This is a genomic window from Actinomadura sp. HBU206391 (genome assembly GCF_014323665.1).
In the GTDB taxonomy this organism is placed as follows: Bacteria; Actinomycetota; Actinomycetes; order Streptosporangiales; family Streptosporangiaceae; genus Actinomadura_C.
Window position 1 is genome coordinate 1 of the sequence record NZ_JABVEB010000095.1, and the last position, 22,699, is coordinate 22,699.

23 protein-coding genes and 1 pseudogene are annotated in these 22,699 nt (G+C 70.5%); 19 read left to right on the forward strand and 5 right to left on the reverse strand.

Going from position 1 to position 22,699, the window contains the following annotated elements; all coding sequences use genetic code 11:
- The 3 genes from HKK72_RS23640 to HKK72_RS23650 form a co-directional block, all read left to right on the forward strand.
- The coding region (locus HKK72_RS23640) for a sensor histidine kinase (RefSeq protein ID WP_222721046.1) at nt 1–1,320 on the forward strand (1,320 nt) is incomplete at its 5' end.
- Nucleotides 1,313–1,993 (forward strand): response regulator, encoded by a 681-nt coding sequence (locus tag HKK72_RS23645; RefSeq protein ID WP_187236606.1) that lies wholly within the window; start codon nt 1,313–1,315, stop codon nt 1,991–1,993. The genes HKK72_RS23640 and HKK72_RS23645, both read left to right, overlap by 8 nt.
- Nucleotides 1,994–2,169: 176 nt before the next feature.
- Nucleotides 2,170–3,120 (forward strand): glycoside hydrolase family 16 protein, encoded by a 951-nt coding sequence (locus HKK72_RS23650; protein WP_187236607.1) that lies wholly within the window; start codon nt 2,170–2,172, stop codon nt 3,118–3,120.
- 13 nt (nt 3,121–3,133) lie between these two features.
- Here HKK72_RS23650 and HKK72_RS23655 read toward each other — a convergent pair whose 3' ends face one another.
- Nucleotides 3,134–3,652, reverse strand: coding sequence for a hypothetical protein (locus tag HKK72_RS23655; RefSeq protein ID WP_187236608.1), 519 nt, complete (start codon nt 3,650–3,652; stop codon nt 3,134–3,136).
- A gap of 186 nt (nt 3,653–3,838) precedes the next feature.
- Between HKK72_RS23655 and HKK72_RS42840 the strand changes: the two are divergent.
- The 15 genes and pseudogenes from HKK72_RS42840 to HKK72_RS23725 form a co-directional block, all read left to right on the forward strand.
- Nucleotides 3,839–4,129, forward strand: a pseudogene (locus tag HKK72_RS42840) (DivIVA domain-containing protein); the annotation flags it as partial.
- Between the two features lie 108 nt (nt 4,130–4,237).
- Nucleotides 4,238–4,675: a hypothetical protein gene (locus HKK72_RS41290; RefSeq protein ID WP_261987116.1), complete on the forward strand. Its 438-nt coding sequence runs from the start codon at nt 4,238–4,240 to the stop codon at nt 4,673–4,675.
- Nucleotides 4,676–4,732: 57 nt separating this feature from the next.
- On the forward strand, nt 4,733–5,914 hold the full coding sequence (gene ftsY, locus HKK72_RS23665) for a signal recognition particle-docking protein FtsY (RefSeq protein WP_187236610.1): 1,182 nt from the start codon (nt 4,733–4,735) through the stop codon (nt 5,912–5,914).
- Between the two features lie 347 nt (nt 5,915–6,261).
- Nucleotides 6,262–7,656 carry an ammonium transporter gene (locus HKK72_RS23670; RefSeq protein ID WP_187236611.1) on the forward strand — a complete coding sequence of 465 codons (1,395 nt, stop codon included), beginning with the start codon at nt 6,262–6,264 and terminating at the stop codon, nt 7,654–7,656.
- Nucleotides 7,653–7,991, forward strand: coding sequence for a P-II family nitrogen regulator (locus HKK72_RS23675; RefSeq protein ID WP_187236612.1), 339 nt, complete (start codon nt 7,653–7,655; stop codon nt 7,989–7,991). Before HKK72_RS23670 ends, HKK72_RS23675 begins: the two co-directional genes overlap by 4 nt.
- 223 nt (nt 7,992–8,214) lie before the next feature.
- Entirely contained in the window at nt 8,215–10,620 is a 2,406-nt protein-coding gene (locus HKK72_RS23680; protein ID WP_187236613.1) for a [protein-PII] uridylyltransferase, read from the forward strand.
- Nucleotides 10,621–10,853: 233 nt separating this feature from the next.
- A complete protein-coding gene (gene ffh, locus HKK72_RS23685; protein ID WP_187236614.1) occupies nt 10,854–12,407 on the forward strand; it encodes a signal recognition particle protein in 1,554 nt (517 codons plus the stop codon).
- A gap of 215 nt (nt 12,408–12,622) precedes the next feature.
- Nucleotides 12,623–13,123, forward strand: a complete 501-nt coding sequence (gene rpsP, locus HKK72_RS23690) for a 30S ribosomal protein S16 (protein ID WP_187236615.1) — start codon at nt 12,623–12,625, stop codon at nt 13,121–13,123.
- Nucleotide 13,124: 1 nt separating this feature from the next.
- Nucleotides 13,125–13,367 carry an RNA-binding protein gene (locus HKK72_RS23695; protein WP_187236616.1) on the forward strand — a complete coding sequence of 81 codons (243 nt, stop codon included), beginning with the start codon at nt 13,125–13,127 and terminating at the stop codon, nt 13,365–13,367.
- A 12-nt stretch (nt 13,368–13,379) separates the two neighbouring features.
- Nucleotides 13,380–13,889, forward strand: a complete 510-nt coding sequence (gene rimM / locus HKK72_RS23700; RefSeq protein WP_187236617.1) for a ribosome maturation factor RimM — start codon at nt 13,380–13,382, stop codon at nt 13,887–13,889.
- A gap of 10 nt (nt 13,890–13,899) precedes the next feature.
- Nucleotides 13,900–14,691 carry a tRNA (guanosine(37)-N1)-methyltransferase TrmD gene (gene trmD / locus HKK72_RS23705; protein WP_187236618.1) on the forward strand — a complete coding sequence of 264 codons (792 nt, stop codon included), beginning with the start codon at nt 13,900–13,902 and terminating at the stop codon, nt 14,689–14,691.
- A 116-nt stretch (nt 14,692–14,807) separates the two neighbouring features.
- Nucleotides 14,808–15,158, forward strand: coding sequence for a 50S ribosomal protein L19 (gene rplS, locus HKK72_RS23710; RefSeq protein ID WP_187236619.1), 351 nt, complete (start codon nt 14,808–14,810; stop codon nt 15,156–15,158).
- A 234-nt stretch (nt 15,159–15,392) separates the two neighbouring features.
- Nucleotides 15,393–16,409 carry a signal peptidase I gene (lepB, locus tag HKK72_RS23715; RefSeq protein ID WP_187236620.1) on the forward strand — a complete coding sequence of 339 codons (1,017 nt, stop codon included), beginning with the start codon at nt 15,393–15,395 and terminating at the stop codon, nt 16,407–16,409.
- A gap of 80 nt (nt 16,410–16,489) precedes the next feature.
- Entirely contained in the window at nt 16,490–17,245 is a 756-nt protein-coding gene (locus HKK72_RS23720; RefSeq protein WP_187236621.1) for a ribonuclease HII, read from the forward strand.
- Complete coding sequence (locus HKK72_RS23725; protein ID WP_187236622.1) at nt 17,242–17,550, forward strand: DUF2469 domain-containing protein; 309 nt, start codon at nt 17,242–17,244, stop codon at nt 17,548–17,550. The genes HKK72_RS23720 and HKK72_RS23725 overlap by 4 nt, the downstream gene beginning before the upstream one ends.
- A 17-nt stretch (nt 17,551–17,567) precedes the next feature.
- On the opposite strand, the gene dprA is transcribed toward HKK72_RS23725, so the two are convergent.
- Genes dprA through HKK72_RS23740 form a run of 3 tightly spaced genes read right to left on the reverse strand, consistent with a single transcriptional unit; the run spans nt 17,568 to nt 20,687 of the window.
- Nucleotides 17,568–18,731 (reverse strand): DNA-processing protein DprA, encoded by a 1,164-nt coding sequence (gene dprA / locus HKK72_RS23730; RefSeq protein WP_187236623.1) that lies wholly within the window; start codon nt 18,729–18,731, stop codon nt 17,568–17,570.
- Nucleotides 18,728–20,284 carry a YifB family Mg chelatase-like AAA ATPase gene (locus HKK72_RS23735; RefSeq protein ID WP_187236624.1) on the reverse strand — a complete coding sequence of 519 codons (1,557 nt, stop codon included), beginning with the start codon at nt 20,282–20,284 and terminating at the stop codon, nt 18,728–18,730. The genes dprA and HKK72_RS23735 overlap by 4 nt, the downstream gene beginning before the upstream one ends.
- A 1-nt stretch (nt 20,285) precedes the next feature.
- Nucleotides 20,286–20,687 carry a YraN family protein gene (locus tag HKK72_RS23740; protein WP_187236625.1) on the reverse strand — a complete coding sequence of 134 codons (402 nt, stop codon included), beginning with the start codon at nt 20,685–20,687 and terminating at the stop codon, nt 20,286–20,288.
- Between the two features lie 83 nt (nt 20,688–20,770).
- Between HKK72_RS23740 and HKK72_RS23745 the strand changes: the two genes are divergently transcribed.
- Complete coding sequence (locus HKK72_RS23745) at nt 20,771–21,715, forward strand: tyrosine recombinase XerC (RefSeq protein WP_187236626.1); 945 nt, start codon at nt 20,771–20,773, stop codon at nt 21,713–21,715.
- Nucleotides 21,716–21,739: 24 nt separating this feature from the next.
- Here the strand turns inward: HKK72_RS23745 and HKK72_RS23750 are convergent, their stop codons facing one another.
- Nucleotides 21,740–22,522, reverse strand: a complete 783-nt coding sequence (locus HKK72_RS23750) for a M23 family metallopeptidase (protein ID WP_222721048.1) — start codon at nt 22,520–22,522, stop codon at nt 21,740–21,742.
- Nucleotides 22,523–22,699: the final 177 nt, after the last annotated feature.

Consider the following 22,699-nt stretch of genomic DNA (forward strand, 5'->3'; position numbering starts at 1 on the left):
TCGCCGGCGTCCCATTCCGATGATCTGCCGCAGCATGCTCTGAGTCGCTCCACCGAGTCCAGGGTCGGCATCACGTTCGTGCTGCTCATGCAGCTCAGGGTCCTTGCCGTGGGCGTGACGGTCCTGTTCGACGCGAACGTGCGCAGCAACGCGACGGCACTCGCCGTCCTCGCGACGATGGCCGTGTCGTCGGGGCTCGTGCTCGCCGTCTGGGAACGGGTCGTACCGCTGCTGCTCCGGCATCCGGCCCTGCTCGGCTTCGACGTGCTGCTCGGCTACGCCGTGCTCGAGGTGGGCGGCATCTTCGGTCCGTACTTCCTGGTCACGGTGGTGGCGGCCGGCATCGCTGGGCTCCTCTACAGATGGCGGGTGACCACGGTTCTGTGCCTGCAGCAGACGGTCCTCTACTACGCCGCCATGCACCAGAACGACACCTCCGACGAACTGTCGACCGCGGCCTTCCCGCTGCTGCTCGCGATGCCGGTGTTCTACCCGACCGCGGCGCTGGTCGGCACCGTGCTGCGCAGGCTGTTCGACGAGCAGATCTCGGTCGAGGAGACGCGGTGGCGGATGGAGGCCCTGGCCTTCGCCGCCGACGAGCGCTCCCGGCTGGCCCGCGAGATGCACGACTCGCTGACCAAGACACTGTCCGGGATCGCCCTGTCCGCGAAGGCGCTGCCTCTCTGGGTCCGTGAGTGTCCCGAGCGCGCCGAGGCCGAGGCGAAGCGCATCGAGTCCGCCGCCATCGTGGCCTCGCGCGAGGCGCGCACGCTCATCGCGGACCTGCGCATCGACACCGTGCGTCAGCCGCTCGGAACCGCCATCAGTGAGATCGCGGAGAAATGGGGCAGGTCGAGCGGTGTCCCGGCGCGAACGGTGGTCATCGCCGACGCCGACGTGCCGTTGCTCGCACGGCACGAGGCGGTGGCAGTGGTCAAGGAGGCGCTGGAGAACGTCGGCAAGCACGCACGGGCCACCGGTGTCAGCGTCCGGCTCGCGGTGTGCGGCGACCGGCTCGAGGTCCGGGTGCGCGACGACGGCAGAGGCTTCGTCGTGCCGGGCGACGGAGGGGAGGACTGGCTCGACGGGCTCACCGGTGACGGTCACTACGGCATAGTGGGCATGCACGAGCGGGCCCGGCGGGTCGGCGGGCATCTGTCGGTGCGGTCGGAGCCGGGCGTCGGCTCGGAGATCATGATGAGTCTTCCCCTCCACGACGGCGCCACGACGGCCGGCGCGGGAGACGCGGCTGCAGGCGGCGACCGGTGGGGCCGCTCAGGAAGGGCCTGGCGACGAGAGCAAGGAGACTTCGATGAGTGACGGCGGGCGTCACCGCGTGATGGTGGTGGACGACAACCCCGTCGTGCGCTCCGGGCTCACCGCCTTGCTCGAGGCCAGCGGCGACATGGACGTCGTCGCCGAGGCCGGGGACGGGCGCAATGCCGTCGAGCGGGCGTGGCAGGTGATGCCCGACGTGGTTCTGCTCGACGTGCGCATGCCGCGCGTCGACGGGGTGAGCGCCGCCCAGGCGTTGAGCAAGATCAGCAGAGTGATCATGCTGACCCATATCGACGAGCCCGAGGTCGTGCTGTCGGCCATCCGCAACGGCGCCGTGGGTTATCTCGTGCACGACACGTTCACCGTGGACGAACTGCTCACGGCGATCCGCGAGACGGTGCACCAGCAGGCGCATCCGCTGTCGCCGGCCGCCGTCACGGCCCTTATCGACGAGGCCAAGTCGAACCGGGACGCCGTTTCCGTCCCGTCGGACCGCACAGCCGAACGGACCCGTTTCGGCCTGTCGGTACGCGAAGAGGAGGTGATGGACCTGGTGACTCAGGGACACACCAACCGTGACATCGCGCTTAGGCTGTTCTTGACCGAGAAAACGGTGAAAAATCATCTGAACCGGATTTACACGAAGCTCGGCGTGCCGAATCGGGCGTCCGCCATCGCGACCTGGCTCGGCGTCCTGCCGGGTGCCGAGCGATGAGACGCTGAGGCGTTGACCTGCGCCGGTCGCACAAGTGCGTTGGGGTCCTAGCTTAGGCCTAATGGCCCTACGCCCATGCTTTCCGGATATCTACTGTTCTTACGAATACACCGGAAAGGCGGGGTGGCCCATGACCGAGGAGCCGCCGGATCGCCGCTCGGCAAGGAGCTCTCCCCGTGTCGTCTTCCCCTGTCTCCCGGGCGGCGGTCGCCGCCGGAGCCTTCCTGATCGGGGGCATGGCGATCGGCGCCGCGCTGCCCGTGGAGCGAGGGGATCCCCGGCTCGGTTCCACCTCCGCCGGACACGTGGACACCGATCGTGGTCGCCACGACGAGTGCTCACATCCCGGCGGGTCGCCGTCCACGTCACCGAACCGGATGGACGTTCCGCCACCCGCCCGAACGCCGGCCGCGCCGTCCACGCCCTCTGATGACCCGCAGACGGCCGCCGAACGCCATGGGTGGACCGATCTCGTCGCTCGCGACGACTTCCAGGGCGACGGCGTCGACCGGGCCGCCTGGGAGATCTACGACGGGGCCGGACATGCCGGCAACGGCCGCCGGAGCCCGGAGGCCGTCAGCGTCCGCGAAGGCGTCCTCACCATCACCGGCCGGCCTGACGGGACCACCGGCGCCATGGCGTGGAAGCGGGGTGCGCAGAAGACCGGACGCTGGGAGGCCCGCGTCCGGATGTCGCGGGGATGCGCCTGTTATCACCCGGTGCTCCTGCTGTGGCCCGTACACGGCGGCGGCGGGGTCGCTCCTGCGGGGGGAGAGGGCGAGGTCGACTACATGGAGGTCATCGACTCCGGCAGGCGCGACACGGCGAGCTTCTTCCTGCACTTCGGACCGCCCGACAGGGACCACCAGAAGCACGCCCGCGTCATGGCCGATCTGACCGAATGGCACCATTTCGCGGTCGAATGGACGAGCGGCGACCTGACCGGCTTCATCGACGGGAGACGCTGGTTCCACACCGACGACCGCGCCGCCCTGCCACTCGCCGAGATGGGTCAGACGATCCAGCTCGACTGGTTCCCCGAAGACCGGGCGAAGACGGCGGACGGCATCGCCAGGGATGTCCCGGCCACCATGGAGGTTGACTGGATCAAGATGTACCGGCTCTGATCGTTCCCGCGTCTCAGCGGATGATCTTCCAGATGCCGTCCATCTCGCGCAGCACGAAGACCGGCTGCACCGTGTGGACCGTCATGTTCCCATCGCTCCAGCTGAGGTTGGTGAACGGGATGCTCACCTCGCCGGCGGGGTCGATGGTCCCTCCGGACACCCTGACCGTGACGAGGGCCCGCCGTTCGTCGGGCTTGATGAAGTGCGGCATGTCCTTCACGCCCTCCCGGCAGTCACCTTTGAAAACCTGCCGTTCGAAGTCGCTCTTCGGCGCCACGTGACCGCAGGCGGAGGTGTCGCCGACCGTGCTGCGCCGCATGAACGTCTGCAGAGCCCGCCGGGCCTGTTGCAGCTTGGCCTCCGCGGCCGCGCCGGTGGTCGCGCCCGGTGCCGGCGAGACGACACTCGTACCAGGGCTCACCGTGCTAGGAGCGCTCTCGGGAGCGTCACCGGAACTCCCCTGGCATCCGGCGGCGGTCAGCATGCCGCCGAGGAGCAGCCCGCCGAGTCGAAGCGCGGATCGACCAGACATCGCATGCCTTCCTGAACCTTTGGTGGCAATCTGCGAATGCACCCTATAGGCGGTAAATCGGTAGACGGCGGTGAAGTCGCGCTCTTCCCCGGACCCCGGCCCTCCGGTACCGCTCACCGCCTGAGCGGCGCGTGAAAGGACCGCCCTGATCTTCCGTCGCTCTTCGGGTCGGAAAACGTCCGGATCATGCAACTATGGGTCCCTCATTCGAGTCGACGACGAAAGAGGACACGATGGATCCACAGCGGCTCAAGGAGAACTTCGCGCTGGTGGGCGGGCATACAGGCTCGCGCAGCTGGGCCTTCCCAGAAACCGCATCCGGCTGGAAACCTTCGTGGATTCATAGAGGTGACCGTTGACCCCCCCAACCTTCCGCCAGCAGCGCATGCCCCCGGGCTGACCCCCGCAGAGCTCCAGTCCGTGGAGTTCCAGCGGGCTCCGCTCGGCCGTCGCGGCTATGACGAGGACCAGGTTCGCGCCTTCCTCGTCAGGTCGAGCGGGGGCTGGTCCAGGTGCTCAACGAGAAGGCCGAACTGTCGAACGAGGTGGCGCGGCTCCGCAAGCGCCTCGGAGGCGGTGGCGGCGGTGGAGTGGCCCCCCGAGGACGCCCATCTCCAGGCGGTCCGGATCCTTACCCACGCGCAGCAGACCGCCGATCACTACGTCGCGGACGCCGAGCGGTACAGCCGGGAGGTCGCGCAGGAGGCCCGCCTGCAGCGAGAGGAGATCCTCGCCGACGCCAAGTCCCGGGCCGGGCTCCTGCTCGAGGAGGCCCATCAGCAGGCCGCCGCTGCCGCCACCGCCGCCGCCGGCGCCATTCCGACCGCTCCTGCGGAACCGATCTCCGGCGGAGAACGCCGTGAGATGGAGCGGGAGATCGCCTATCTGCGGACTTTCAGCGACGTCTACCGGACACACCTGCGGTCCTATCTGGAAGCGCTCCTGCGCAACATCGAGGAGTGGGAGCGATCGGAGCGGGACTCGCTGTCGGCGGGCGAGCCCGGTCGGCCGCGGGGAGACTGACGCGCCCTCCCCGGGTTGTCGGGGAGGGGTTCGCGGTCTGGGAGACTGGGACACGTTATGGAACCCGTGATCCTCGCTGTCGCCATCGCCCTCATAGCCGTCGTCGCCGTCGTCGCCGGCGCGCTGTTCCTGCGGCCCGGCCGCCGTAAGGCGCCGCCCCGCATACCTCCCACGGAGACTCCGGCGGGCACCGCCACCGAGACCCGCCCGGCCGGCACGACGGTCGCCGACGAAGATCTGATCGCCCCTCCTGCCGAGGTGGGGCCGGTCGAACCAACGGTCGGCACGATGCCGATACCGGAGATCGAGAAGCCGCCGCCATCGGCCGGACGGCTCGTACGACTCCGGGCGCGGCTGGCCCGGTCCCAGAACACCTTCGGCAAGAGCCTCCTCACCCTGCTGTCCCGCGACTCGCTCGACGACGACGCCTGGGACGAGATCGAGGACACGCTGCTCGCCGCCGACATGGGCGTCGCGCCGGCCCGACAGATCGTGGAGGACCTGCGCACCAAGGTTCAGGTGCTCGGTACCCGCACGCCCGAGGACGTCAGGGCACTGCTCAAGGCCGAGCTGGTCGCGCAGATCGGAGCGGACTGGGACCGTACGCTGCACACCGGACCGCACGGAACCCGGCCGGCCGTCGTGCTCGTCGTCGGGGTCAACGGCACCGGGAAGACCACCACCTGCGGCAAACTCGGCCGGGTGCTCGTCGGAGACGGCCGCAGCGTGCTGCTTGGCGCGGCGGACACCTTTCGCGCCGCGGCCGCCGATCAGCTCGTCACCTGGGGCGGCAGGGTCGGGGCCGAGGTCATCCGCGGCCCCGAGGGCGCCGATCCGGCCAGCGTCGCCTTCGAGGCGGTCAAGCAGGGCATCGAGAGCAAGGTCGACACGGTGATCGTCGACACCGCCGGGCGGCTGCACACCAAAACCGGCCTGATGGACGAGCTGGGCAAGGTCAAGCGGGTCGTGGAGAAGCAGGCGGAGGTCGACGAGGTCCTTCTCGTGCTCGACGCGACCACCGGGCAGAACGGCCTTCAGCAGGCCAGAGTCTTTGCCGAGGTGGTCAACGTGACCGGCATCGTGCTCACCAAACTCGACGGCACGGCCAAGGGCGGCATCGTCGTCGCCGTGCAGCGTGAGCTCGGCGTGCCGGTCAAGCTCGTGGGCCTGGGCGAAGGGCCCGACGACCTCGCCCCCTTCGAGGCCGAACCGTTCGTGGACGCCATCCTCGGCGACTAGCGCGTCCCCTTTCCCCGGACCTCGAGTCCCCGCTGGCCTGAAGGCCCGCGAGGGGCGCGGCGCTGTCTGGACTGAGGAGCGCAGGGAGCTTGCGACCGGAGCGACGAGGGAAGACAGCGCCTCAAAGGCGCGCCGAGCCGCGCGAGCGGAGCGAGCGCCATGAACACAGCCCCGAGCCGCCCGCCGGAGGCGCGGCCATTAGCGCTGCGTGAGGTTTCTGAAACATTCTCGCAACAGAGCGCGGCAGGGTTTCACACCTTGGAAACACAGGGGCCTTTCGGGTGAAACCGCGGCACCGGAACCTCAACGCAATCAACGTTCCGTGCCGAGGAGGGGCTCTCTCCGAGATGAAGATCGACAGCGGTAGTACCGCCTGGATGCTGGCGAGCACAGCGCTCGTCCTGCTCATGACGCCGGGTCTGGCCTTCTTCTACGGGGGCATGAGCCGGGCCAAGAGCGTCCTCAACATGATGATGATGAGCTTCGTCAGCATCGCCACCGTGAGCATGGTCTGGGTCTTCTATGGCTATTCTCTGGCGTTCAGCGACGGGGGCGGCGTCAACAAGATCATTGGTGGCCTGGGCGACTGGGGACTTGTGGGTCTCGAGAACCTGGCGACCGCCGACGACGGCACGGGCATTCCACAGCTCGTGTTCGTCGCCTTCCAGGCCACGTTCGCCATCATCACCGTGGCCCTCATCAGCGGAGCGATCGCCGACCGTGCCAAGTTCGGCGCGTGGGTCGTCTTCGGCGTCATCTGGGTGACGCTCGTCTACATCCCCATCGCCCACTGGGTCTGGGCCTCGGGCGGTTGGCTCTTCGACCTGGGCGCGCTCGACTTCGCGGGCGGCACGGTGGTCCACATCAACGCCGGTGCCGCCGGTCTCGCCCTGGCTCTGGTGCTGGGCAGGCGCAAGGGCTGGCCGAAGGATCCGATGCGGCCGCACAATCTGCCGTTCGTCCTTCTCGGCGCGGGTCTGCTGTGGTTCGGCTGGTTCGGCTTCAACGCCGGATCCGCGCTCGGTGCCAACGGGGTCGCCGCCGTCGCCTTCATCAACACGCTGGTCGCCACGGCCGCCGCCTCGTTCGCCTGGATCATGGTGGAGAAGTTCCGTGACGGCAGCCCCACCACACTGGGCATCGCCTCCGGCGCGGTCGCGGGCCTGGTCGCCATCACCCCCGCCTGCGCCTTCGTCACTCCCATCGGCGCGATCGTCCTCGGCCTGATCGCCGGTGCGGTCTGCGCCTACGCGGTGAGCCTCAAGTACAAGTTCGGCTACGACGACTCGCTCGACGTGGTCGGTGTGCACCTGGTCGGTGGCGTGCTCGGCGCGCTGCTCATCGGCTTCCTCGGCACGGCGGCCGTCAACGAGGCCGGAGCCGACGGCCTGCTGGCAGGCGGCGGCCTCACGCAGCTCGGCAAGCAGGCGGTCGGCGTCGCCGCGACGCTGGCCTACTCGCTCGTGATGACCTTTGTGATCGGCAAGCTCATCGACATGACCATCGGTTTCCGCGCCGAAGCGGAGGACGAGGTCTCCGGCATCGACAGCGCGGCACACGCCGAGACCGCCTACGACTTCGGCACGATCCACTCCGGCGTCGGGGTCTCTCTGCCGCCGCCCATTCGGAAGGCCGCCGTCGCCGACGGTGAGACCGACTCCAGCAGCGCGGACGATCCCGGCGATACGGTCGGCGAGGACGGGTCCGAGAGCGCGTCCAAGAAGGTGGAGGCGGACGCATGAAGCTGATCACCGCGATCATCAAGCCGTTCAAGCTCGACGAGGTCAAGTCCGCGCTGGAGACCTTCGGGGTCCGTGGTCTGACCGTCAGCGAGGCCAGCGGATACGGCCGGCAGAAGGGTCACACCGAGGTCTACCGGGGCGCTGAGTACAAGGTCGATCTCGTCCCCAAGCTCCGCGTCGAGGTCCTGGTCGATGACGCGGACGCCGAGGACACCATCGACGTCATCGTCAAGGCCGCGCAGACCGGCAAGATCGGTGACGGCAAGGTCTGGGCGGTCCCCGTCGATACGGTGATCCGGGTTCGTACCGGTGAGACCGGCCCAGAAGCCCTCTGAGAGACGGCGTGCTCGGGGGAGAGCGCCGCAGGCGTGAGACGAGCGGGGCGCTCGGAACCGTACGACACGGTTCCGGGCGCCCTTCTCCACATCCGGGCGCTCACGACACCGCGCGCACCCGGCAGGCACATGAAGCACATCGAGTACCTGAGGCGGCGGCTCAGGGACGTAGGACACGTCGGGCGTGCCCGGCCGGATCGCAGCCGACCTCTTGGGGGAGCCGATGAGCCATGAGGCGGTCGCGTCCGGTACCGGCCAGGATCTGCGGCCGCCGGACCGTCCGCGGCCGGGCACGCTCGCCGCCAGGCAGGCGTACGCGGACGCGCGCGCCACGCGGGCGGACGAGCTCGACCGGTGGCTCGCCGGACTGCTCGGACCCGAGCCCGGCGTGGCCCTGGTCGCGGTCGGCAGCCATGGCCGCCGGGACCTCACGCCGGGCGGCGACCTCGACCTGGTGCTCCTGCACCGCGGGCGATCCACCGGGGGAGGGGCGATCCCCGCCGACGCGGCGGACCCGGCAGGGACGACCGCGCCGGTCGGTGCGGCCGGCGTCGATCCGACCTGGGAACATCACGTGGCCGCCGTCGCCGACCGGATCTGGTACCCGGTCTGGGACTCGGGACTGCGGCTCGATCATTCCGTCCGCACGGTGCACGAGGCGCGGACGGTGGCCAGGGGGGATCTGAAGGCCGCACTCGGGCTCATGTCCGCACGCCGCATCGCCGGTGAGCAGACCCTCGTCGACGAGCTCCGCGCTGCCGTGCTCGCCGACTGGAGGGCCGACGCACGGCAGCGGCTGGGCGAGCTGTCCGCGATGACCCGTCAGCGCTGGGAGACCCAGGGCGAACTGGCGTTCCTGCTCGAACCGGATCTCAAGGAGGCACGCGGCGGCCTGCGGGACGTGCACGTGATGCAGGCCGTGGCGGCGTCGTGGGTGGCCCCGGCCCCCGACGAGCGGGTCCGCGCGGCCTACCGGCTGCTGCTGGACGCGCGGCACGCCCTGCACGACGTCACCGGCCGGGCGGCCGACCGGCTGGTGCTCCAGGAACAGGAGGCGGTGGCGCGGGCACTCGGTCTGCTCGACGCCAACATGCTGCTCCGGACGATCGCCGAGGCGGCGCGCACGGTCACCTATGCAGCCGACCACGTATGGCGGCATGTCGACAGGTTCTGTGCCGCCAGGAGCCGGGGCCGCGGCCGCACCGAACGGCGCCCGCTCGCCGACGGCGTGGTGGAGCACGACGGCGAGGCCGTGCTCGCCCGCGGCGCCGATCCGGCCGATCCGGTGCTCGTACTGCGCATCGCGGCCGCGGCGGCACAGGCCGGGCTGCCCCTGGCCCCTGCCACGGTGGACCGGCTGGCCGAGTGCGTTGCGCCCATGCCGGTGCCCTGGCCCGCCGAGGCCCGTGACGCCCTGGTCGCGCTCCTCGGCGCGGGACCCTCGGCCATCCCCGTCTGGGAGGCTCTGGACCAGGCCGGAATGATCACGCGGCTGCTGCCCGACTGGGAGCGCGTGCGCAACCGCCCGCAGCGCAATCCCGTACACCGCTTCACCGTCGACCGGCACCTGGTCGAGACCGCGGCCGGAGCCGCCGCGCTCACCCGCGAGGTGGCCCGCCCCGACCTGCTGCTGGTCGGCGCGCTGTTGCACGACATCGGCAAGGGCTGGCCCGGCGACCACTCACGTGGCGGGGCCGTGGTGGCCCGGGACATGGGCGCCCGGATGGGCTTCGACGAACGCGACGTCGACGTGCTGGAGGCGCTGGTACGCCACCATCTGCTGCTGCCCGACACGGCCACCCGGCGTGATCTCGACGACCCCGTCACGATCAGAGGCGTGGCCGACACGGTGGGCGGCCACGAGGTGCTGGAGCTGCTGGCCGCTCTCTCGATCGCGGACGGCCTGGCCACGGGACCCGCCGCGTGGGGCGGCTGGAAGGCCGGTCTCGTCGCCGAACTCGTACGCCGCGTGACCGCCGCGCTCGCGGGCCGGGCGGTGCCCAGAGCGCCGGAGCCCAGCGCCGAACAGCTCGCCCTCGCCAGGCACGGGGGAGGCGCCGTTCGGGTCGTGGGAACGAGGGTCACCGTGGTGGCCCCCGACCGGCCGGGCCTGTTGTGGCGTGCGGCCGGTGTGCTCGCGCTGCACCGGCTGGCGGTCCGTACGGCCCGGGGTGTGCTGCCCACGCTGGGCGGAGACGGGCTGACCGCCATGATCGAGTTCACCGCGGTGCCGGAGTACGGCAATCCGCCCGACCCGGCCGTGCTGGAGGCCGACCTCCGGCGGGTCCTGGCCGACCGGCTGGACGTCGCCGCCCGGCTGGAGCGCCGCGCCGGCGCGGCGAGGGTCCGGCCGGGGGTCGCGGTGCCGCCGCCACGGGTGACGATCGTCGACGACGCCTCGAACACGGCCACCGTCATCGAGGTGCGGGCACACGACCGGCCCGGACTGCTGTGGCAGATCGGGCAGGCCATCGGCGCCTGCGGACTGCAGGTTCGCGCCGCTCAGGTGGACACGCTCGGCGCGAACGCCGTGGACGTGTTCTACGTGGTCGGCGCGGACGGAGCCCCGATCGGCGATACCGCCGCTCTCGACGCCGTGCGCCAGCGCATCCTCAAGGCGCTCCGCTGACCCGTACCGCTGGTCGGGCCGCTGATCGGCCGCTGCGTCGTGCGGCCGGCTCGGGCCGCTGATCAGGGCCACCGACCCGTGGCGGCGACCGCTGAGGGAGGGCCTGAGCCCGTGTCTTGAGGGTCACATGTGGGGCGATCCTCGCATTATCGGTCTCGGCGCGACCAGGAGCCGTATGAACCGGATAGCCTTGGGGGTCGATCCCCGAAGCTCCTGAGGACTGGTCGAGACACGTGTTCGAGACGCTTTCAGACCGACTGACGTCGGTCTTCACGTCGCTGCGCAGCAAGGGCAAGCTGTCCGAGGCGGACATCAACGCGACGGCGCGGGAGATCCGTGTCGCGCTGCTCGAGGCCGACGTGGCACTGCCCGTCGTCAAGGACTTCATCGCCCGGATCAAGGAGCGATCAGCCGGCGCCGAGGTCGCGCAGGCGCTCAACCCCGCGCAACAGGTCGTGAAGATCGTCAACGAGGAGCTCATCGAGATCCTCGGCGGCGAGACCCGGCGAATCCGGTTCGCCAAGACCGCGCCCACCGTGATCATGCTCGCGGGTCTGCAGGGTGCCGGTAAGACCACCCTCGCCGGCAAGCTCGCGCGTTGGCTCAAGGCCGAGGGACATGCGCCACTGCTCGTGGCCGCGGACCTGCAGCGTCCCAACGCGGTGCAGCAGATCCAGGTGCTCGGCGAGCGGGCCGGCGTGGCGGTATTCGCGCCCGAGCCCGGCAACGGCGTCGGCGACCCGGTGCAGGTGGCCCGGCGCTCCATCGATCACGCCCGGCACGCCCAGCACGACATCGTCGTCATCGACACCGCCGGCCGGCTCGGCATCGACGCCGAGATGATGGGGCAGGCGGCCGACATCCGCGACGCCGTCCGCCCGGACGAGATCCTCTTCGTGGTCGACGCCATGATCGGCCAGGACGCGGTCACCACCGCCCAGGCCTTCCTCGACGGGGTCGGGTTCGACGGGGTCGTCCTCACCAAGCTCGACGGCGACGCCCGCGGTGGCGCCGCGCTGTCGGTACGGCACGTCACCGGCCGGCCGATCATGTTCGCCTCCACCGGTGAGAAGCTCGAGGACTTCGACGTCTTCCATCCCGACCGGATGGCCGGCCGGATCCTCGACATGGGCGACGTCCTCACTCTGATCGAGCAGGCCGAGAAGGCGTTCGACGCCGACCAGGCCGCCAAGATGACGACGAAGTTCGCCTCGGGGGAGAGCTTCACGCTCGAGGACTTCCTCGAGCAGATGATGATGATCCGCAAGCTCGGCCCGATCGGCAATCTGCTCGGCATGCTGCCCGGCATGGGCCAGATGCGGCAGCAGATCGACCAGATCGACGACAAGGACCTCGACCGGGTCGCGGCGATCATTCGCTCCATGACCCCCGGCGAACGCGATAATCCCAAGATCCTCAATGGCTCGAGGCGGGCGCGAATCGCCCGTGGTTCCGGGGTCAGTGTCGGCGAGGTCAGCAGCCTGGTCACCCGCTTCTTCGACGCACAGAAGATGATGCGCCAGATGGCCGGAGGCATGGGCATCCCCGGCATGCCGGGAACCCGGCGCAAGGGTGCGGCCAAGGGCAAGAAGGGCAAGAAGAAGCAGCCGCGCAGCGGTGACCCGCGTAAACGCGCCGCGGCCGCGCAGCAGAGCGGTGAGCGCGAGGCTCCGCAGGCCCTGCCGCCGGGCCTGGGCGGCGGTCTTCCGGGAGGCATGCCCGGCCAGCTTCCCCCCGGTTTCCAGATGCCCGATCTGGGCGATCTGCAGTCGCGTAAGAAGAAGTAGCCCCCCGATCGCGTAAGGAATGTGGCATTTCTCGCGCGATCGCGGTGCCGAATTACTACTCGGCGCGAATCGTCTGGCACAATGACAGGCTGGAAACCCGGAGCGTCAGGTGCCCTCTCACCCCTGATCGCGCCGGAGTTCATCCGAGCGGCACGCGCCGGTCCCCACCTGGGGCGGTTCGCTCACCCATGTCGAATCTGGAGAACACCACACCCGTGGCAGTCAAGATTAAGCTCAAGCGTCTGGGGAAGATCCGGAACCCGCAGTACCGGATCATCGTCGCCGATGCCCGCACCAAGCGTGACGGGCGGGCGATCGAGGAGATCGGCCGGTACCACCCGAAGGAGCACCCCTCTCTCATCGAGGTGGACTCCGAGCGGGCACAGTACTGGCTCGGCGTCGGCGCGCAGCCGACCGAGCCGGTACTCAGCATCCTGAAGGTCACCGGCGACTGGCAGAAGTTCAAGGGCCTGCCGGGCGCCGAGGGCAGGCTCAAGACGGCCGAGCCCAAGGCCGACAAGAAGGCCATCTTCGATGCCGCCGCCAAGGAGTCCCTGAAGGACGGTGGCGCCGCTACGACGCCGAAGTCCAAGAAGAAGGCCGAGCCGAAGAAGGCCAAGCCCGACACCAAGCCTGAGGCGAAGGCCAAGCCCGAGACCGAGGCGAAGGCTGAGGCGAAGGCAGAGGAGACCACCGAAGCCAAGAGCGAGGCCTAAGGTGCTCGAAGAAGCGCTCGAGCACCTGGTCCGGGGCATCGTCGAGCATCCGGACGACGTCCGGGTTCGCGCCCGCAGGATCAAAGGTGGCCGGGTCCTGGAGGTGCGAGTGCACCCCGAGGACCTCGGCAAGGTCATCGGCCGGAGCGGGCGAACCGCGAAGGCTCTCCGCACCGTGATGGGCGCCCTTTCCGGCGACCGTTACGTGCGCGTGGATCTGCTCGACGTCAACGAGGTCCGCTGACCGGCGTATCTCATGAAAACGCTGGTTGTGGGCCGCATAGGACGGCCGCACGGGATCCGTGGCGAGGTCACGGTCGAGGTTCGCACCGACGACCCCGACTCCCGGTTCGCGCCGGGAGTCGCGCTCGCCACGGAACCCGAGCAGGTCGGCCCGCTCGTCGTCGAGCGGGCCAGATGGCACTCCGGACGGCTTCTCCTGCATTTCGCCGGAGTGGACGGCCGTGACGAGGCCGAGGAACTGCGGGGCACCTGGCTGGTCGTCGACTACGCCGACATCCCGCCGAGCGACGATCCCGACGAGTTCCACGACCAGGAACTCATCGGACTGAACGTCGTCACGGTGAGCGGAGACGAGGTCGGCACCGTCACCGAGGTGCGGCACGGTGGTCAGGATCTGCTCGTCATCGACCGCCCGGGAGGCGATGAGGCCCTCGTGCCCTTCGTCGCCGAGCTCGTTCCCGAGGTCGACGTGGCGGCCGGCCGGCTCATCATCGACCCTCCGCCCGGCCTCATCGAAGATTAGGCCTCGCGCGATGCGCATCGATATCGTTTCGATCTTTCCTGAGTACTTCGCCCCGCTGGACGTCTCGCTACTCGGCAAGGCGCGGCGGCGCGGGGTCGTCGACGTCCGCGTGCACGATCTGCGGGACTGGACCCACGATCGGCACCGCACCGTGGACGACACCCCGTACGGCGGGGGTCCCGGCATGGTCATGAAGCCCGAGCCGTGGGGCGAGGCGCTCGACGCGATAGCCCCGCCCGAGCCGGGGGCGGCGGTACCCCGGCTGGTGGTGCCCACACCGAGCGGGCGCCCGTTCACCCAGGCACAGGCGACGGCCTTCGCGGCCGAGCCGTGGCTGGTGTTCGCGTGCGGCCGGTACGAGGGGATCGACTCCCGGGTCGTCGAGGAGGCCCGCCAGCGGATGCCCGTCGACGAGGTCGGCATCGGCGACTACGTACTCGCCGGCGGCGAGGTGGCGGTGCTCGTCATCGTCGAGGCGGTCAGCCGGCTGCTGCCGGGCGTTCTCGGCAACGCCGATTCGGTCACCGACGACTCCTTCGCCCCCGGCGCGATGGAGGCCCTGGTCGAGGGCCCCGTCTACACCAAGCCCCCCGTCTGGCGGGATCGGGCGGTACCCGAGATCCTGTTGTCCGGTGACCACGGTGCGATCGCGCGCTGGCGGCGTGATCAGGCGCTGCGCCGGACCGTCGCGAACAGACCGGAACTTGCGGCCCGGATGGATCCCGATACGCTCGACGCAAACGACCGTAGGGTTCTCGATTCGGCCGGTTTTCCGGTGGACGGCGAACCTACGGTAAGCTAGGGCGTCGCTCGGCTCGATGCTGAGCAAGTCACGACTTCCCAGTCCCCACTCGCGCGGTCGGCGCTGCCGTCAGCCTGGCGCGTTTGGCCGTGAGGAACCGCAGAGGAACCGCAGTCATGCACACCCTGATCCAGGAGATCGAGAAGGCCGCGATGCGTGCCGACGTCCCGGCTTTCCGCCCGGGCGACACGCTGAAGGTGCACGTTCGCGTCACCGAGGGCAACCGGAGCCGGATCCAGGTCTTCCAGGGCGTGGTGATCCGGCGTCAGGGCGGCGGAGCCCGGGAGACCTTCACGGTCCGCAAGATCAGCTACAGCGTCGGCGTGGAGCGCACCTTCCCGCTGAACAGCCCTTCGATCGACAAGATCGAGATCGTCACCCGCGGTGACGTGCGGCGGGCCAAGCTCTACTACCTGCGCAACCTGCGCGGCAAGGCGGCGCGCATCAAGGAGAAGCGCGACAACTGAGCCGCGGATGTGTGCGCGCGCTTCGTTCCGCTCCCTCGCCACGACTGCTGCCCCGGTGCGTCTCAGGACACGCCGGGGCGGTTGTCGAGAGGGCGTCGTCCGGTGAGAGCCCCCTGCGTCGTCCGGTGAGAGCCCCCTACCGGCTCCGACCCGTCGACGTGTTGTGATCGCATTCGGTACGACACACGCCGCGGCACGGCGCCGTGACCGCCGGTCGCCTATAGGCTCAACCTGATGACTGACGACGACCAGGGCGTGGGAGACCCGGCATCCACACGTGCCGGTGCCGCCCCAGAGCCGTCCCAGGACGATCGGAGAGATGTGCGTTCCGAGGCCGAGGGCACGGTGCCCGACGAGAACAAGGCCGCCGATCCCGATGGTGCCGCCGATCCCGATGGTTTCGCGTACGGCGATGGGCGGCGAGCCGGCAAGCGGCCCGCGAGGGACAGAAAGAAGCAGGGCTCCTTCTGGAAGGAGCTGCCCGTGCTGGTCGGGGTGGCTCTGGTGCTCGCGCTCATCATCAAGGCCTTCGCCGTCCAGGCCTTCTACATCCCGTCGGCGTCGATGGAGAACACGCTGCAGATCGGCGACCGGGTCCTGGTCAGCAAGATCGTTTATCACATGCGCGACATCCACCGCGGCGACGTCGTGGTCTTCAACGGACTGGACTCGTGGGACCCCGAGGTTCAGGTCCAGGAGCCGAGCAACCCCGTGTCGAAGGCCTTCGCGGCCGTCGGCCGCGCATTCGGTGTGGTGCCGGGCGAGAAGGACTACATCAAGCGGGTCATCGGTGTTCCCGGCGACCGGGTGAAGTGCTGTGACACGCAGGGCCGGGTGACGGTCAACGGGATGGCGATCTACGAAAGTAGGTACCTCTTCACCGATCCGGTCAGCGGGCTGCAGAACAGGCCTTCGGAGAAGGAGTTCGACTTCACCGTCCCAGAGGGACGGCTCTGGGTCATGGGCGATCATCGTGAGGTCTCGTATGACTCGCGGCAGCACTCGGGCGATGTGGGCGGCGGCTCGATCCCGGAGAGCAGGGTGATCGGCCGCGCGTTCGTCATCGTCTGGCCGATCAGGCGGGCCAGTGTCCTGCCGATCCCCGAGACCTTCCAGCAGCCGGGGCTTGCCGTGGCCAACGCCGTGTTGCCCGCCACTCCGCTGGCGGCCGGGCTGATCGGCGCGATTCCGCTCACCTGGGCCAACCGGCGGCTGAGGCTCCGCCGCCGGCGCCGCAAGGCCACCGGCTGACCGGTTTCGGTTCGCTCTGTCCCCGGCACGTCGTACGCTCGAAACGTGAGTTTCGAGGGCGATGACGCCGGGTGCCGGCCATGACCAATCTCAGGCGCCTCGTCCGTCCCGTGCGGTTCACACCACGCAGGGACGCGGGCCTTTACGCCTACGAGCGCGCGCTGGAGCACGGCGGTTTCAGCCCGGTGGCCGGCGTCGACGAGGCCGGTCGCGGGGCCTGCGCCGGGCCGCTCGTCGTCGGTGCCGTGATCCTGCCCGGCGGACGACGTGGGCTGATCGAGGGCCTCGCCGACTCCAAGCTCCTCACACCTCGCCGCAGAGAGGAGATCTACACCGAGATCGTCGCGCGAGCCGAGGCATGGAGCGCGATGATCATCCCGTGTGGCGACATCGACCGGATCGGGCTTCACCGGTGCAACATCGCCGGGATGCGGCGAGCTCTGGCCGCACTGGAGACCCGCCCCGCCTATGTGCTGAGCGACGGCTTCCCGGTGCCGGGGCTCGGCGTCCCCGCGCTGGCGGTGCCCAAAGGCGATCAGGTCGCCGCGTGCGTGGCGGCCGCATCCGTGATCGCCAAGGTCACCAGGGACCGGCTCATGGTGGCACTGCACGAGCGCTATCCGGCGTACGGTTTCGACGTCCACAAGGGCTACATCACGCGCGAGCACTCCGCCGCCCTGGCGGCGCACGGGCCTTGTGCCGAGCACCGTTCGTCCTTTGTCAACGTCGCTCGCGTGATGATGCGGGCGGCACGGCCGGGCGCGGTCACATCAAGCGCGGGAGAGGCCGAGATGCGGAACAATGAGACAGAGGTCGGGGAGGGAGTGCGGCTATGAGTGCGGAAGATCTCGAAAAGTACGAGACCGAGATGGAGCTGCAGCTCTATCGCGAGTACCGGGACGTGGTCGGGCTCTTCACCTACGTGGTCGAGACCGAGCGGCGGTTCTACCTCACGAACTCGGTGGACCTGCAGGTGCGCACGGCCGACGGAGAGGTGTTCTTCGAGGTGACGATGCAGGACGCCTGGGTGTGGGACATGTACCGCCCGGCGAGATTCGTCAAGAACGTCCGGGTGGTCACGTTCAAGGACGTCAATGTCGAGGAGCTGGCCAAGAGCGATCTGGAGCTGCCCCGCAACTAGCGGTCCGCCGCGCCGGTTCACGGGCTTCCCTTCCGTGGGGCCCGGGGCAGTCGCCAGCCCTGTCCACGGCGTTCGATGAAGCCGGCCGCGGACAGCAGCCCGAGCCTGCTCCTGGCGGTGTCGAGATCGACGCCCGCTCGTACCGCGATCTGGGCGGAACCGGCCGCGCCACGGCCCGGAACGGCCTCCAGGACCCGCCTCGTCACCGGTTCGAGCTCATCGCGAGGCAGCACGGGACCGCGCGGTTCGGGGGCCAGGTCGTCCCCGATGCGTCCCACCGTGTCCATCACCTCCGCGGCACTGGACACGCAGGTCGCGATGCCGTCCCGCAGCCACCGGTGACAGCCTCGGGACACCACGGAGCTCACCGGTCCGGGCACCGCCATGACCGGACGGTTCAGCTCCCGGGCGAACTTCGCGGTGTTGAGCGCGCCGCTGCGGATGTCGGCCTCCACGACGACGGTCCCCTTGGTCAGCGCCGCGATGACCCGGTTGCGCACGAGGAACCGCAGTCTGGTGGGTGAGGTGCCCGGTGGCCACTCGCTCACCACCAGCGAGGTCTGCGCGATCTCGGCGAGGAGCCCGTCGTTGCGAGGCGGGTAGGACCGGTCCACGCCGTTGGCGAGTACCGCCACGGTCGTGCCGCCCGCGGCCAGCGCGCCCCGGTGGGCGGCGGCGTCGATCCCGAGGGCGCCGCCGCTGACGACGGTGCAGCCGAGGTCGGCCAGTTCGGCGCTCATGTCGGCGGCCACCCGGGTGCCGTAGGACGTCGCGGCGCGTGCTCCGACCATGGCGATCGAGCGCAGGCAGGTGTAGCGCAGGTCGGCGGGCCCTCGCAGCCACAGGGCGTAGGGCACCCGATCCCGCAGAGCGTCGAGCTGGGTCGGCCATTCGGGCTCGCCCGGGCAGATCATCCGCCCGCCCAGCTTCGCGCACACGGTGAGATCGGCCTCGGGATCAGCGGAAGGCAGCCGCACCCGCCACCAGGCCATGTGCTCGTCCAGCCTCCGGCTCTCGGGCTCGCCCGAGACGAATCCCGGCGGGGCCTGCCCGGCCCGTATGGCGTCGAGCGCGCCCACTGCGCCGAATCGCTGGACCATGCGGCCGAGTAACCGGTCGCATGGCTCGGCGATGTGGCAGAGCGTCGCACGGGCGAAACGTTCGTCGTCAGGAACAGTCATGATCTTTTCCCCTTCCACAGTTCCAAGGCCTCACTGACGTCGTGGTCGGCGGGGGCGTCACGGCCGCCGAGATCGGCGATGGTCCACGCCACCCGCAGCACCCGGTGCATGCCGCGGGCACTGAGGGTGCCCTCGGTGAGCGCCTTGTCCACCGGCCACATCGACTCGGCCGGGAGCGCCAGACTCCGGCGCAGTTCCGGGCCGGGGACGTCGGAGTTGGCCCGCCAGGGCGTGCCGGCCAGCCGTTTGGCCGCTCGTTCCCGCGCGAGGAGCACCCTCTCGGCCACCACTTCGCTGGGCTCGGCCAGCTCGAGGTCGTAGCGCAACTCGGCCCGGGTGGCGGCCTCGAGTTCGAGCTTGAGATCGACCCGGTCGAGGAGCGGGCCGGAGATGCGGCCCAGGTATCTGCTGCGCACCGCCGGAGTGCAGAGGCAGTCGAGCGCCTTCGCCGCCGCGCACGGGCAGGGATTGGCGGCGAGCACCAGGGTGAAGCGGGCCGGAAACCGGGCGGTCGCCTCGGCCCGAGCGATCGTCACCGCGCCGTCCTCGAGCGGCTGGCGCAGCGCGTCGAGGACCCCGGTGGCGAACTCGGGCGCCTCGTCGAGGAACAGCACGCCCTGGTGGGCCAGTGACGCCGCCCCTGGCCGGAGCGCACGGTGGCTGCCGCCGCCGATCATCGCGGCTCGGGTGGCCGTGTGGTGTGGCGCGTAGAAGGGCGGCTCGGTGATGAGCGGCTGCCCTGACGGCAGCGTTCCCGCCACCGAATGGATCGTGGTGACCTCCAGCGCCGCGCTGCGCTCCAGCGGCGGCAGCAGCGTGGGCAGGCGCTCGGCCAGCATGGTCTTGCCGCAGCCGGGAGGCCCGGACAGCCACAGGTGGTGACCGCCGGCAGCGCTGATCTCCAGTGCCCGGCGGGCGTCGCCCTGGCCGCGTACGTCGGACAGATCGATGGCGCCGTGCCGCGGGCGCGATCGGGCGGCGTAGCCGTCCGGGGACGCCGGCATCGGCGCATCGTCCTCGTCCTCCTCCACCGGAGGGGGCTCGTCGCGCAGGTAGGCCATCAGCGCGCGGAGCGTGCCCACCGGGATCACCTTGACCCCCGGCACCAGCGACGCCTCGGCGCCGTTGGCCTTGGGCACGACGACGCTGGTGAAGCCCGCCTCCGCGGCGCCGAGGATGGCCGGCAGCACGCCGGGCACCGCGTGCACCCTGCCGTCCAGACCCAGCTCGCCGATCATCACGAGGCGTGCGCACACGGCCGGGGAGACGGCTTCGGCCGCCCCGAGCACGCTGATCGCGATGGACAGATCGAAGCTCGACCCGCGCTTGGGCAGGCTCGCCGGGCAGAGACTCACGGTGATATGCCGCTGGGGCCACTGCTCGCCGGAATTGAGGATCGCCGCGCGGACGCGGTCGCGCGCCTCGCTGAGCGCCGCGTCGGGCAGCCCGACCAAGTGCAGGCCGGGGACGCCGCTGGTGATCGCGGCCTCGACGTCGACGACGAACCCGTCGATGCCGACCAGTGCGACGGAACGCGTCTTGGCCAGGGCCATCTCAGCACACCTCCCGCACGTGATCGATCGTGAAGCCGCCGTGGCCGTCCCCGACCAGACCGATGGCGTCGATGCGGATCGCGTCGGCGCGCACCCCGTGCTGCTCGGCCCAGCGCCCGGCGAGCCGCCTCAGCCGCGCGGCCTTGACCGTTGTGATCGCCTCTACCGGTCCGCCGTAGCCGAGGCCGGACCGGGTCTTGACCTCGCACACGACATGCAGGAGGCCGTCGAACGCCACGAGGTCGAGCTCGCCGTCCGGGCAGCGCCAGTTGCGGTCGAGGATGGTCCAGCCGAGGTGGGTGGTCACATAGCGGGCGGCGATCTGCTCGCCTCGGCGGCCGAGCGAGTCCTTGCGGTTGGCGGGCCGGCCGTCGGCCGGCCGGCGGTTCACTGGGGGTCTCATCCGCGTCACCTCCGGACTCTGACAGTGCCTCGCCCGTGTCGCGGGTGGTGAGCCGAGCGGCGTTCTGTGGATAACTTGGACCCATGGGTGAACCCTCTGGACCCTCGCCTCTGCCGACGGCGCTCAGCGCGGCCCTGGCGGACTTCGAACGGCACCTGCGGGCGGAACGAGGCCTGTCCCCGCACACCGTCCGCGCGTATCTCGGGGACGTCACCGATCTCCTGGGCCACGCAGCCGAGACCGGGGTGGCCGATCCCGGTGACCTCGACGTGCCACTCGTCCGGGCCTGGCTGGCCCACCAGCACGCGTACGGGAAGGCTCGCGCGACGCTGGCCCGCCGTACCGCGGCCGTCCGCACCTTCACGGCGTACGCCCACCGGCGGGGCATCCTCGGGCGGGACCCGGGGCCGCTGCTCGGCACGCCGAAGCGGACGCGCGACCTGCCGAAGGTGCTGCGCCAGAGCGAGGCCGCCACGCTGCTCGACGCGCCCGCGAAAGATCGCGACGGCGGGACCGGGGACGCCTGCGATCTGCGGGACCAGGCGGTGCTCGAGGTGCTGTACGCCACCGGGATCAGGGTCAGCGAGCTGTGCGGCCTCGACGTCGACGATCTCGACCGCGAGCGCCGTACCGCCCGGGTGCTCGGCAAGGGCGGCAAGGAGCGGACCGTACCGGTGGGAGATCCAGCGGTGCGCGCGGTCGACGACTGGCTGAGCCGCGGCCGACCGGCCCTGGCGAATGAGCGGAGCGGGCCGGCGCTGTTCCTGGGGGCCCGCGGCGGGCGGCTGCACCCCACGAGCGCCCGGCGGCTCGTGCACGCCCGCATCGCGGAGGTCGGCGACGTGCCCGACCTCGGCCCGCACGGGCTGCGGCACAGCGCCGCCACGCACCTCCTCGAAGGGGGCGCCGACCTGCGGACCGTGCAGGAGATCCTCGGACACGCCTCGCTGCAGACCACACAGCTCTACACGCACGTGTCCGCCGAGCGACTCAAGCAGACCTACCGCCAGGCCCACCCCCGCGCCTGAGAACCCCCGCGAACAATTGCGTGATCACGGGGGAGTGGGGCGGCGGGTCTTGCGTGGTGCGCGGGCGGAGGCGATCGCCAATGCCGCCGCGCCGCTCGCGGCCCCTACGAGCGGGAGGTGCCGGGCGGGCGGGGCGGCCCCCACGGACGGGTCGCGGCGCGGGGCCGCGCTCTCCCGCAGGCGCGCGGCTCGTGGCGGGTGTGGGGTCTTTGGCGGGGTGGTCAGGGGCAGGGGGCGCTGCGCCGGCCGGCGGACGGGCGGATCCGCCTGCGGGGGCGGGACTCCCCACACCGGGAGCAGCCGGATGCGGCCGGCGCCGAGCAGCGACAGCGGGTCGACGTAGGCCGGGCCGCGCAGGAGGCCCCAATGCAGGCATGGCGCCTGGCCGCAGTGCACAGCGCGGGACTCCACGGTCCCGATCCGCCCGCCCGCCCTGATCTCTCCGCCCGCGCGCACCGACGCGCGTACGGGCAGATAGGTCGTCCGGAGCTCGCCGTGCGAGATGACGATCACACCGCGGCCCGCGAGGCGAGCCGCGTAGGTCACCCGGCCCCCGCCCGCCGCGTACACCGTCTGGCCGGGACGGGCCACGAGGTCGACGCCGCGGTGCCCGGCCGCCCAGGGTTCCGGAGGAGCCTCGAACGCGCGTAGGACCCTGGGAACGGGGGCCAAGGGCCATCGCCACGGCCCCTCGTACGGCGGCCCGGGGGAGGCGCAGAGGGTCGTCGAGGCGAGTAACCACGCCAGCGGGGTCATGCCCGCCAGCCTGGCCGTCCGGACCGGCCGGTCGCCAGACCCCCGGCTCATCTGTGGAAAACCTTGGCAAAGGCCGGGCGGGCGCCGGTTTCCCCTGCGCCGCCGACGCAAGGGAAAACGCGGCGATTCGGCGCTTGGGGGGTCTCTCCCGTAAACTTGCCAGACGGCCGACGCGCATAACCGCCCGACGGCCGAATTCACGCGCCTGCCGGCCACCGACATTCCGGT